Below are 12,640 nucleotides of genomic sequence, written 5' to 3'. Positions count from 1 at the left end.
TAAATGCTAACTTGGCCTTCGCCAAAGAGTCTTTGGCTCGCGCAACTTGATCCAATCGTTCCCACAAATCCCATCAACAAGGACTTGACGATAGACATTGGAATTGCTGGTGGAGGCTATAGCGGTCTCTGGAGCGCCTATTACCTCAAAAAAGCCGATCCTTCATTGAGAATCGCGATCTTTGAGGCAAAATTCGCTGGCTTTGGCGCCTCTGGAAGAAATGGGGGCTGGGCTTCGGGCTTATTCGCCTCATCTAAACAAGCCATTGAAGATCGATACGGTCGACAGTCAGCAATCGCCCTATATCGGTCTCTCAATGACTCGATCGACGAGATCGGCAAGGTCACTCAAAGCGAAGGCATAGAAGCCGACTTTCACAAGGGCGGCACCATTATGGTGGCACGCAATAAGGCTCAGCTCGATCGTGCCTCGGCATTCGTTCAATCTGAGCAAAACTTCGGATTTGGCGAAGACGTACAACTGCTCGATGGCGCTCAAGCACAAAAACGCCTCAATGCGACCGACACTTTAGGCGGCGCATTTACGAAACAATGTGCTCGAATTCACCCAGCAAAACTAGCTCGAGGCCTAGCACAAGTAGTACTTGGAATGGGCGTTCAAATCTATGAACAATCACTGGTGACAAAGATTGGTCCACATGACCTTCAAGTGAATGGCCGAGGGATAAAGTGCGAAGTGGCAATCGATGCCCTCGAGGGATACCGATCACTCCTATCTGGGCAATCTCGAGTGACAACGCCCATATACTCGCTTATGATTGCAACAGAACGCCTTTCCGACCAGCAATTCGCCGAGATCGGCCTTGGGGACTGTGAAACCTTCGCCGACGAACGCAATCTGATCGTCTATGGCCAAAGAAGTGCCGACAATCGAATTGTCTTTGGTGGTCGCGGAGCTCCCTATCACTTTAAATCAACCATTTCACCTAAGTTTGATTATCAAAGTGACGTCTTTGACAACCTAAAATCGGCATTAATTGAGCTCTTCCCATCATTGCGCGCTACCAAAATCCAATACCAATGGGGTGGTCCGCTGGGCGTTCCCCGCGACTTTTTTTCATTTGTTCGTTTCGACCTAGGACGAGGTATTGCGAGCCTTGGAGGCTACGTAGGTGACGGTGTCACTACATCCAACCTCGCTGGCAGGACACTTTCGGATCTTATTCTCAATAAAAAAAGCGATCTAAGCGAACTCTGTATCGTAAATCACAAAGCAAGAAAATGGGAGATGGAACCACTTAGATACCTAGGTGTAAACGCTGGCTTATGGGCAGCAGCTCAGTCAGACAAATACGAAAATCAAGGACTCCCTCAACCATTAACGGCGACGATTCTCAATCGACTTACCGGCCAATGAACTAAAGATCAGACCAATTACCCTCTAGGCCGAACCCTAAACGGTTTCGAAAATATAAAGCATTTTGATCGATGGCCCCTAGTACGCCTTCAACAAAATTGCCACCATGGTGGCATAAGACAAAAGGAGAAACAAAGATGACTCAAAGATCTCATCTGTCACCAGTGTGGTCCCAACTAACGGGGCTAGACGTTGTTAGCGGCTCTGGGGCGACAGTTAAAACCCAAAGTGGTGAAGAATACTTAGACTTTACAGCTGGCATTGCTGTAACTTCGACCGGCCACTGTCACCCCAAGGTCGTGGAAGCGATTACTAATCAAGCCGCCCGCTTCATACACGCGCAAGTGAACATCTACAAGCACGACCTTCTTGAGCCATTAGCTGAAAAGTTAAATGAAATAACGCCTCAATCGATCGATACCTTTTTCTTTTCCAATTCCGGAGCTGAAGCTACCGAAGGTTCAGTCAAACTAGCCAAAGCAGCGACCAAAAAGCCCCACATAATCGTATTTCAAGGGTCATTTCACGGTCGAACTGCTCAAACCATGGCTATGACGACGGCAAAAACTGGTTACAAAGCTGGTTATGCTCCTTTTCCATCGGGAGTGTTCGTATCAGAGTTTCCCGATCCAAGCACCAGTGGCCTTGACGAAGCGGCAGCAGTCAAGAGGGCCCTCGATAACTTCGATCTTTTGCTAGCAACACAGACCGCCCCGAGCGAAACCGCTGCCGTAGTTGTTGAACTAGTACAAGGCGAGGGAGGGTATCGCCCGGCGCCCAAGGCCTTCGTCCAAGGATTATATGAGCGAGCCAAAGCAAAGGGTATTCTCTTTGTCGCTGACGAAGTTCAGTCAGGTTTTGGGCGCACCGGCAAGATGTTTGCACTCGAGCACTACGGGATAGAGCCAGACATTATGGTAATGGCCAAAGGTATCGCCTCTGGGTTTCCATTCTCGGCGATAGGCTCATCCTATGAAATCATGGAACGTTGGCCCGTAGGCAGCCACGGAGGAACCTACGGAGGAAATCCAATAGGCGCCGCCGCAGCACTGGCAACAATTGACATCCTGAGATCTGAAGGATTTCTTGAAAATGTGGTGGCAAGAGGTGCTCAACTTAGATCAGGTTTAGAAGAACTCAAAGCTCAGTATGAAATCATAAACGACGTACGTGGCCTTGGAATTATGTTAGGTTGCACGATTGTCGACCCAGCAACTGGGTTACCAAACGGTGAACTTGTCAATCAAATTCTCAGACACGCACGCGAAAATGGCAAAGTAATCCTTATGAATGCCGGTACCTACAATAACGTCATTCGGTGGATGCCACCTCTGATCATCAATGAGAGCCAAGTTGCGCAGGCACTCGCTGCATTTGAAGCTGCTATCAAAGCAAATCTCTAACTTATGCTCCCTTGATAGAGAAGATCGACAATGAGCGACCGCGAAAACTCTTCACGGTCGCTCATTGTCAAAATCCCAGGGTCCATCCCGCCTGAGACAAGGTCGAACTTATCTCCTCGTTGCAATCAGAGTCGCCCATGGACCGTGGGCGAAACCAAGTAATAGCTAAAACAATGTCCGAGCGAGCCAGGCAACCCTCAAGAGGCCAAGGGCGGCCTTTGTATTGTTCACAGAAATCTAGCGTGAGGCGACAAAGCACGACAGGGCCAACTCCAACTTTAGGATCATTGACACTTCATCGAGCATCATTCCAAGGGGCGGCCATGGGCAAGATTTTGACACAGGCACGCTAAGGTTTACTCACACTCGATGCATCCGCTCACTTCTACCTAAAATTCGACAGAGCACCATCCCAATCAGCCTTTGGTACCTTTGTAAAATTGGTGGAACTCCACTCGAACGCAAATAAAGTTCCGAGCGTCAACCTTACCCTAGATTCGAAACCAAGCGATGCCATCACTCTCATCTCCGACGAAGAGATTGGGTCGAAGAGGACTTTGCAACTATTGAATCGCCAGAAACCGGCGTTATATTTCCACCCATGCAGAGCAATCTATTGATTAGGATTGTTGGAGTTGCTCCAGAGATCGCCTTTGACGCTGCGAAAACTGTGACTTTACACTCATGGGTCACAAACTATCTAATCGCCAGCCGAACCATCTTTTCCTCCCGATCCAATGGAGATATGACGGGTTTTATCGATGGTAGGAAAAATCCAGAGATAACAAAAGCCAATGGCTAAAGCTCAATCTCTTCGTCAGCAAAATTAGCGGCAGGAACTACTCTTGCACTGGTGCAAGAGTGGCATAATAAGCTCGACGCTATCGAAGGTTTATCGCTTAAATCCAAAAAGTAATTGGCCGAACCAATTAGGAGGCTCTTGAACTCGACGACAGCCACATCTCCATTGATTTTCACATCTCCAAAGCCATCTAAGGAGTTCAGCTGTCGCGAAATAGAGATCTGTAGAAATCTTTTGCCTATCGGCACTCTTCATCGATTCCGCTAGGGCCGACCTCGTATTTGTGGCATTCCCTGACAATCAAAGGTTTCCAACTGGCTATATTTACAGACCATATTTAGGGGCCATTATAGGAATAGCTTACGGCATTCGAAACAGCCCAACTAGAGGTTCGTGGTGTAACACTCCAATTGGAGTGTTACACCACGAAGTAAGTTCAAAGATCACCTCATTCAGATAGGATTTTTGTGCGTGAGGTTAGACGATCCCAGAGTTCCAGAAATGCCATCTTGATAAAGGACTAAATTTCGAGTAAAGACCCATCTGGAAAATTCATAGCCCAAAACTCTTTCGGCCCTGATTTTATGGCCAAGCAGGGTCTATCCTCCTATATAGCTCATGACGTGCTTGATCCTCGTATAGTCCTCAAAACCATACATTGACAGGTCTTTTCCGTACCCGGAGTGCTTGAAACCTCCATGTGGCATCTCGGCAACAAGAGGAATGTGCGTATTGATCCATACTGCTCCAAAATTCAGCGACTTAGCCATTCGCATGGCCGTACCGTGATCCTTGGTCCAAACTGACGATGCAAGTCCGTACTCAACATCATTAGCAGATTTTAAGGCTTCGGCTTCATCGGAAAACTTTTGAACTGTAATTACTGGTCCAAAGATCTCAGATTGAACGATCTCATCTCTCTGCAAAAGGCCACTAACTACCGTTGGAGTCAAAAAGTATCCGTCCTGGCCAACCCTTTCGCCGCCAGTTTCAACTTGGGCATGATCTGGTAATCGCTCAAGCAGTCCCATCACTCTAGAGAGCTGATTTGAGTTATTCAAAGGACCAAAGTCAGCTTCGTCAGCAGGCTTGCCGACCTTAGTTGCCTTAGCGGCTTCAGTCAATGCGGCCACAAAGTCACCATAAACCTTAGATCCCACCATCACACGTGCCGCAGCAGTACAGTCCTGTCCAGCATTGAAATAGCCGGCAATAGCGATCCCTTGGGCAGCTTTCTCGACATCGGCATCGTCAAAGACTATTACAGGTGCATTTCCGCCTAACTCCAGATGGACTCGCTTTAGATCTCTAGCAGCCGTCTGGGCTACCTCTATGCCTGCACGGACCGAACCGGTAATAGATACCATCTGCGGTATCTTGTTCTCGATAAGAGCCCTCCCCGTATCGCGTTCGCCACAAACCACATTGAATACTCCCGCCGGAAGAAACTCTGACATGACCTTGGCCATAAAGAGCGCTGACATCGGTGTGGTATCCGATGGCTTCAAAACCATGGTATTTCCTGCAGCCAGAGCAGGCGCCCACTTCCAGACCGCCATCATCATTGGATAGTTCCATGGAGTAACACTCGCACATACTCCTATGGGCTCGCGCCTGATCATCGAGGTATGGTCACGCATATACTCCGCTGCTGAGCGACCCTCAAGATTACGAGCTGCTGCGGCGAAGAAGCGAATCTGATCGACCATCGGAGGAATCTCTTCCGAAATAGTCAAGCCAATGGGCTTGCCTGTATTACGGGATTCAATCTCAACAAGCTCCTTAGCATTCGCCTCTAGGGCATCGGCAATCCTAAAAAGCGCCAAGGATCGCTCCGAGGGCGTCGTCTGCCCCCATTCTTCAAACGCACTTGCCGCAGCCTGACAGGCGAGCTCAATATCGCTTGCGTCAGAGAGGGGTGCACTGGCATAAACCGCACCTGTTGATGGATCAATAATATCTGAGGTGGAACCAGAGCGAGCATCGACCTCTTTGCCCGCAATAAAGTTCCTGATAGTTTCCTTAGACTCGCTCAATTTGCGCTCCTTGTTCCTAATTGATTCGAATTATACCCCAAGACCAGCTAATCCTGGGAGTAAGTCGTTCCTGTTATAGTTTGAATTTCCTGTAATATCACCTAAAAAAACAACATTTAATTAGACAATCTCCTCACGCATCCCCCACGGCGATTCATGTTTTACCAGGGAATCTAGGAATGGATCAGGGTCAAATGCCTCCGGTCCTAGAACTCCCCTCGCGGCCCATACCCCACTAGAAATTAGCTCCAGTGCTATTACGGGGTTTATCGCTGTCTGCCATACGACTGCTTGGCATCCCCATTTCGCCATCGTCTCGTCATTGTCCACGACGTGGTAAAGATATACTGCCCTAGCTTTAGAGTCCTTATCGAGACCACTTACATACGTCCCTGCACAAGTCTTTCCATGCATCATTGGACCTAAATCTATTGGATTGGGCAAACATGCACCTACGACATCGCGAGGAGAGACTGAGACTTCACCCACTGTTATCTTTTGCGCGTTATCCAGCCCAAGTTTATGAAGGGTCTTTAGGACTGATATGAACTCATCGCCAAGGCCATATTTGAAGGTAACTCGATTTGCTTTGAGCCATTTTGGAATCAACACAACCTCTTCATGCTCTACGTTCACACATTCGACTGGGCCAATTCCGCCAGGGAAGTCAAAGACCTCTGCCTCAGAAAATGGCTCCGTTGTGTAAAAACCTTTATTTGCTTCGTAGATCAAAGGGGGGTTGAGGCACTCTTCAATCGTCGTCCATATTGAAAATGTCGGAGCAAAGTCGTACCCCTCCACTACCAAATTCGCTCCATCTCTCACCCCTATCTCGTCGATCTGTGAGAAAAGATGCTTGCTCGCATACGCCGCGAAGATGTCGCTCAGTCCGGGTTCGACGCCAACGCCAACTAAAGCAAGTAGCCCCTTCTCCTCCCAGAGGTTAGCCTTTTCAAATTGCGCATCCCCCAGCATTACGCCGCACTTAGAATAGGGATCGCTCGGATGTGGCTTAGAGAGCGACATTGCCATATCGACATAAGTACATCCATACTCGTATGCAGCATCAAAGATCGGCATTACAAAACGCGGGTCACAGGCGTTCATAATCGCATCTATCTCAAAAGCAGAGGCCAAAGCCACTATCTCCGTCACAGAACTCGCGTCTAATTTGCTATAGGCAACCGCGGAGTCATCAAGATTGGTCTGTCGTGCAACGTATCGCGCCCTGTCCTCATCGATATCCGCGACACAAATAAAACTAAAGCTTTCGAACTTGGAAGAAATCTTTACAATCGCTTCCCCAACGCCACCAGCACCTATCACTAGGACTCGCATTCAACTCCCCTAACCATCAAAGACACCACCAGAAAGCAATCACATGAAATAAAGCCAGATCCACCAGCACATTCAAATACGGTAAATTGGAATAACCTCTAACTCAAGCCAACAGCTCCGCGGTAGGAATCGTATTGTTCACAACCACAAATATCCACCACTGCTGCCGCCGAGAAAAATAAATCAACCGATCCGTAACCAAATGGGCACCGACTCCGTCGTATCATCAATGATCCACTGCCTAAACTACATTGAAAACGCGGTCGAAGTATGGAAAACGCATAAAAATGGACAGAAATTTTCGGAATCGCTAGAATACGCATACCAAAAATGTAAGAATCCTTCGTAACGATCTTTTTCCAAGAACAATTCGCGATACAATTGCGCACAGAACTGTTGGAATCATATCTTTCCATGAACTTATATCTTTTGGAGTAATCAAAGTGGAACGAGCATTACGCCCGGTGAGAGGCGGCGGGGGAGCAGTAGCGCCCATAACAAGAAATGTGGAACCTTTAAGAAATGACAGTCGAGGACTTTTTACCTTAGACGACAAATCAAAACAGCTGATTGAACTTCTACAGATTGACGGTCGCCGTTCCTATGCAACTCTTGCGAAAGAGGTTGGCCTTTCAGAGGCAGCCGTTCGCCAAAGAGTTCAGCGCCTTATCGACCAAAATGTAATGCAGATCGTGGCTGTGACAGACCCTCTTTCGGTTGGTTTTACACGCCAAGCGATGATTGGTATAAGAGCCGATGGAGACCTTCGAAAAGTATCAGAGACAATTGCAAAAATAAAGGAGGTTGACTACGTAGTAGTTTGTGCAGGTCGGTACGACTTGCTCGCTGAGGTCGTCTGCGAAGACGATGCCCACCTGATGGAAATCCTCAATGACACCATTCGAAACGTTCCCGGCGTCTCGTCGCTGGAAACGTTTGTCTATTTGAGACTGGAAAAACAATCATATGCCTGGGGTGCAAGATGAACGATAAAAATAATTACAGTAAATTCGATTCCGACAAGCTATCCGAAATGGCGCGCCGTCATCTTTGGATGCACTTTACACGTCTCTCCTCCTATAACGAAGCAGAAATTCCCATCATGGTAAAGGGAGAAGGCGGCTACGTTTGGGACTCCCATGGGAAGCGCTATATCGATGGTTTGGCTGGTCTTTTTGTGGTTCAAGCAGGACACGGTCGTCACGAACTTGCCGAAGCGGCGGCCAAACAAGCTAGCGAACTTGCCTACTTCCCCATATGGAGTTACGCACACGCTCCAGCGATTGAACTTGCCGAAAGGTTAGCTTCGTTGACTCCTGGAGATCTAAATCGCGTCTTTTTCACCACGGGCGGCGGTGAAGCTGTCGAAACCGCCTTCAAGCTGGCTCGGCAATACTTCAAACTAACCGGCAAACCAAAAAAGACCAAGGTTATCTCCCGAAACATCTCTTACCATGGCACCACTATGGGAGCGCTCTCTATCACTGGTTTAGCCGGCATAAAAGCTGATTTTGAACCACTAATACCCGGCACCTTCAAGGTGGCCAACACAAATCGCTACCGTTGTGTCGATTGTGCGAATTCACCTGCATGTACTCTTCACTGCGCTGACGACATTGAGCGAATGATCAACTACGAAGGGGCAGATACAATAGCTGCTGTCTTTCTTGAGCCGGTTCAAAATGCCGGAGGATGCTTCACGCCACCCGATGGATACTTCGATCGGGTTCGAGAAATCTGCGACAAATACGATGTGCTACTGGTAGCCGACGAAGTAATCTGCGGTTTTGGTCGTCTGGGCCACTACTTCGGATCGCAAAAATACAACTTTGTACCTGATATGATCACTGTCGCCAAAGGTATGACATCGGGGTATTCTCCAATCGGCGCTCTAATAGCTTCCGATCGAATTATCGAGCCTTATCTAAAGGAGACCAATACCTTCTTACATGGCTTTACATTCGCTGGTCACCCAGTATCAAGTGCTGTTGCGCTAGCCAATCTTGACATCTTCGAGCGCGAAAACCTCCTAGGAAATGTACTAGCCAACGAGGGATACTTTAGGGAATCTCTTGAAGGGTTGCGAGATATCTCTATCGTAGGTGACATCCGAGGAACTGGATACTTCTACGGAATCGAACTCGTCAAGGATCGATCATCCAAGGAGACCTTTAGCGACGACGAATCAGAACGACTGCTTCGTGGCCTTCTGACGCCAAGGCTCTTTGAGGAAGGCTTGATCTGTCGAGCCGATGATAGAGGTGATCCCGTCATCCAACTATCGCCTCCACTAGTCATAGGTAGGTCGGAGATAGACGACATAGTCGGAATCCTAAGGGGCGTTCTAAGCGAAGCCGCGGCGTTGATCTAAGACTACCAAATTCAAAATCTCCATAAAGATCGCCTCTAACATTCAAACTTTGGAGGCGATCTTTATGGCTTTCATACAAGTCAATCTCTCTTTTTTGCCGAACATGTAACAGGATCATCAGCTACAAATGGCTCGAGCACCAAGAACTTGAGTTCTCTCTCGTTCGGCCTTTGTTTGAGACCCCCAGCCTCTTTGAAATTTAGCCACAAACGTCACCACTTGGCTCACAAATATCTCTAGGTCATTTGGAATAATCCGCAATATAGAGACGCACAAGCCATATTTGTCAGAGGGCACTACTCGCAAAGATGGCTATCTCGTGGAATCTCGACAATGGTTCAAAAGGCAAAATTTCACCAACTCTATTTAAGATTTTCCGCTTTAGCACCAGAGGTCTGACCCTTACCAAAGAGACCTCGGCCGATCCCTTTCTATAACCCCAAAGGCCGCCAATGCAAGAGGCCTTGATTTACCAGAGCGCCACAGAGCACAGTTCTTGGCCCAGTGCTCAACGGGCCAATGATGCAAGGGCATATCAATTGCCGGTTCATTCAAGATGGCACCTTCGTTCTGCCAGATCAAAATATACCAGTCAATCAATAATAGGCAGATTGATCACGTCCTCAAATGGTGCCTAACTAAAATAAAGAAGTGCCACCACTCAATAACGACGGATCTCCATCCTTTATCAAGATAGTCACCAATGAAACCCGTTTTGACCCACTCGATCTAACTATCGCTTCGATAAGCGAGCTCAACCTAAAGCAAAACCATTCGAACTTCATCCATTCAGCCAGAACTGGCTGGTTAAGTGGGGCTCAATTCTATCAAATTGCACAAGGTCAGGCCAAGATGCTAAGTTCGACCTTCGATTTGACGCCTGGATCAAGAATTGCCCTCAGCGGACGAGGTTCAGTTTCTTTTGCCACGACCTTTCTTGCAGCCCAAATTCTGAGATTGGTAGTCGTTCCGATAAACCCCAACTACACAGAACGAGAGCTCACTTACATCTTGAAAGACGTGCGTCCCGCCCTATTCGCCTGCGATGCAATTGATCAACCCAATCTGGAGTTCATCACCAAACTCCGCTTTGACAAAGATCCATATATTGGCCCTGGATCGCACCTTCCGACCACGAATAGCTCCATATCTCTAATCACCTACGATGAAATCAATAGACGAGGCACGGATCAGTCCAGCCTTTATGAAGGCGAGTCTCCGTATGGGAAAATAAATGTAGATGGACAAACGACCCTTCCCTGTAGTGGCAGTCCTTCTGATATAGCCCTATGTGCATATACCTCAGGAACAACAGGTAACCCCAAGGGCGCACTTTTGAGTCACAGCAATCTCATCTCCTCGATACAAGGGCTATCTGTGGCATGGGATTGGAAGTCGTCCGATCGGCTACTCCTAACCTTACCCCTATTCCATATGCACGGTCTAGGAGTGGGGTTGATCGGTTCAATGGTAGTTGGATCGTCGATTGTACTAGAAGAAAAATTTGATCTAGAAGCGGTCTTTAGCGCTATCTCGGCCCATCGGCCCTCGCTCTTTTTTGGAGTACCAACGATCTATGGACGATTAGTTGGAGACTCTCGATCAAGTAACTTTTCAAAGTTCAGACTTATAGTTTCAGGATCTGCCCCGCTCTCCCCACAAACATTCGCCAAAATAGACCAAGTAATGGGACAACCTCCCCTGGAGCGATACGGAATGACAGAGACCGTGATGAACACCTCCAATCCATTCGACGGAGCTAGAAAGGCCGGTAGCGTAGGCAAACCGCTATGTGGAGTCAGCGTTGGAATCGATAACCGAGGTGAGATTTGGCTCAAGGGTCCCAACGTCTTTCAGGGGTACCTCGGTCAAGAAGAAGCTACAGCAAAATCTTTTGCCAACGGCTGGTTTGCGACCGGCGACGTCGGAAGGTTTGATGAAGATGATTATCTAATTATCGATGCTCGCCTAAAGGATCTCATTATCACCGGCGGATTTAATGTTTACCCACGAGAGGTCGAGGATCAGTTGCGCGCTCTCCCACAAATAGCAGAGGTAGCAGTGGTCGGACGTCAAAGTGAGATATGGGGCGAGGAAGTAGTGGCATTCATAGTTTGGAGGAGCCTCCCACTGAAAACCTCAGATCTGGTAGATCTTCTAAAAGCTCAATTAGCACCTTATAAGGTTCCAAAAGACTTTATCGCAATAGATGCTCTTCCTAAAAACGCGATGGGCAAAGTCTTATCAAAAGAGCTAAGAAAAATGGCCCAAGATATCTAACGTCCTTCGAACTTTGGCTGTCGCTTCTGAGAAAAAGCCTCTAGCGCCTCTAGATAATCTCTCGATGAGAGTGTCTTTTCGCTCATCTCGTTCGCCACATCAGCCACAGAGTCGCCGCCATTACTAAGCGCCTCAATCACTCGCTTAGTAGCCATAATAGATAAGGGTGCATTCTCGGAAATCTGGCGAGCAAGATCATCTACATATTCCCAAATCGCTTCCGAAGCGACGCTCCTAATGAGTCCGATCGACTCCGCTTCGACTGCACTTAGGCGAGCCGCGGTAAAGATCATCCACTTGGCATTAGTCGGACCAACCAATTCAACCAAGCGCGAGAGCGAACCAAGGGGGTAGGAAATTCCCAAACGAGCTGGGGGAACTTGGTAGATCGAATTAGCTGCTCCAATTCTAAAGTCACAAGCTACAGCGATTGAGACACCCCCTCCGATACAATATCCCTCTATCAAAGCGATGGTCACCTTAGAGGTCCTACGAAGACGCAAAAGTGCCTTCTCGGTATTTTCATCGTAGGTATGCGAGCTTTGGCCACTTTGACGCAGGTCTTTAAATTCAGAGATGTCAGCACCGGCCACAAAGTTGCCATCGCCACCATGTACTATGACCACTTTGACGTAATCATTCGAGTCAACGAGGCGGATACTATCGTCGAGTTGACCCCACATATCCTGCGATATCGCATTTTTGCGCTCAGGATTAGTAATTAGTACCTCTGCAATTGAACCGATTACTCGTGTGGTTACACTTCCTGACATGACGTCCTTTCTAGGGAATGTCCTTCGAGGCCCTTCATGACATATTAAACGATTAACTCAGAGATTTGGCCGAGCGATGCGATTTCTTATCGGAGTGAAGCTCTAATAGGACCAGGGAATCGGCTCTTAAAAGTCGCTATGACTAGACTCTAGCAAACAACAGATAGGGCCGAAAACGGTTCAGAACAAGTGCCGATTCGACAAAAATCCCGCCTTTTTGAGATGAAAATAGTCTCGGCTCCATCGCATCATCCAATGAG

9 protein-coding genes are annotated in these 12,640 nt (G+C 48.0%); 6 read left to right on the top strand and 3 right to left on the bottom strand.

Annotated elements, in window-relative coordinates; all coding sequences use genetic code 11:
• Positions 1-3 precede the first annotated feature (3 nt).
• The 3 genes from ACIDITHRIX25_RS000000100780 to ACIDITHRIX25_RS000000100770 all read left to right on the top strand — a co-directional run bounded on the left by ACIDITHRIX25_RS000000100780 (position 4) and on the right by ACIDITHRIX25_RS000000100770 (position 3,582).
• Positions 4-1,377: an NAD(P)/FAD-dependent oxidoreductase gene (locus tag ACIDITHRIX25_RS000000100780; RefSeq protein ID WP_052604559.1), complete on the top strand. Its 1,374-nt coding sequence runs from the start codon at positions 4-6 to the stop codon at positions 1,375-1,377.
• Between the two features lie 137 nt (positions 1,378-1,514).
• A complete protein-coding gene (locus ACIDITHRIX25_RS000000100775) occupies positions 1,515-2,780 on the top strand; it encodes an aspartate aminotransferase family protein (RefSeq protein ID WP_201731971.1) in 1,266 nt (421 codons plus the stop codon).
• A gap of 616 nt (positions 2,781-3,396) precedes the next feature.
• Positions 3,397-3,582 carry a hypothetical protein gene (locus ACIDITHRIX25_RS000000100770; protein ID WP_213333478.1) on the top strand — a complete coding sequence of 62 codons (186 nt, stop codon included), beginning with the start codon at positions 3,397-3,399 and terminating at the stop codon, positions 3,580-3,582.
• A gap of 599 nt (positions 3,583-4,181) precedes the next feature.
• Here ACIDITHRIX25_RS000000100770 and ACIDITHRIX25_RS000000100765 read toward each other — a convergent pair.
• Together ACIDITHRIX25_RS000000100765 and ACIDITHRIX25_RS000000100760 are read right to left on the bottom strand one after the other, a co-directional pair.
• Positions 4,182-5,618, bottom strand: coding sequence for a gamma-aminobutyraldehyde dehydrogenase (locus tag ACIDITHRIX25_RS000000100765; RefSeq protein ID WP_201731970.1), 1,437 nt, complete (start codon positions 5,616-5,618; stop codon positions 4,182-4,184).
• A 120-nt stretch (positions 5,619-5,738) separates the two neighbouring features.
• Positions 5,739-6,956 (bottom strand): saccharopine dehydrogenase family protein, encoded by a 1,218-nt coding sequence (locus tag ACIDITHRIX25_RS000000100760; protein ID WP_052604564.1) that lies wholly within the window; start codon positions 6,954-6,956, stop codon positions 5,739-5,741.
• Between the two features lie 494 nt (positions 6,957-7,450).
• On the opposite strand from ACIDITHRIX25_RS000000100760, the gene ACIDITHRIX25_RS000000100755 reads away from it, so the two are divergent.
• From ACIDITHRIX25_RS000000100755 to ACIDITHRIX25_RS000000100745, 3 genes are all read left to right on the top strand, one after another.
• Positions 7,451-7,942, top strand: coding sequence for an Lrp/AsnC family transcriptional regulator (locus ACIDITHRIX25_RS000000100755; protein ID WP_052604580.1), 492 nt, complete (start codon positions 7,451-7,453; stop codon positions 7,940-7,942).
• Entirely contained in the window at positions 7,939-9,327 is a 1,389-nt protein-coding gene (locus ACIDITHRIX25_RS000000100750; RefSeq protein WP_052604565.1) for an aspartate aminotransferase family protein, read from the top strand. Before ACIDITHRIX25_RS000000100755 ends, ACIDITHRIX25_RS000000100750 begins: the two co-directional genes overlap by 4 nt.
• Positions 9,328-9,978: 651 nt before the next feature.
• Positions 9,979-11,607, top strand: coding sequence for a class I adenylate-forming enzyme family protein (locus ACIDITHRIX25_RS000000100745; RefSeq protein WP_201731969.1), 1,629 nt, complete (start codon positions 9,979-9,981; stop codon positions 11,605-11,607).
• Here ACIDITHRIX25_RS000000100745 and ACIDITHRIX25_RS000000100740 read toward each other — a convergent pair.
• Entirely contained in the window at positions 11,604-12,380 is a 777-nt protein-coding gene (locus ACIDITHRIX25_RS000000100740; RefSeq protein WP_201731968.1) for an enoyl-CoA hydratase-related protein, read from the bottom strand. The two genes, ACIDITHRIX25_RS000000100745 and ACIDITHRIX25_RS000000100740, sit on opposite strands and share 4 nt — an antisense overlap.
• Between the last annotated feature and the right edge of the window lie 260 nt (positions 12,381-12,640).

The organism is Acidithrix sp. C25 (assembly GCF_904848545.2).
Note: the sequence above shows the minus strand (reverse complement) of the source record. Positions and strands in the feature narration are given on the sequence as shown.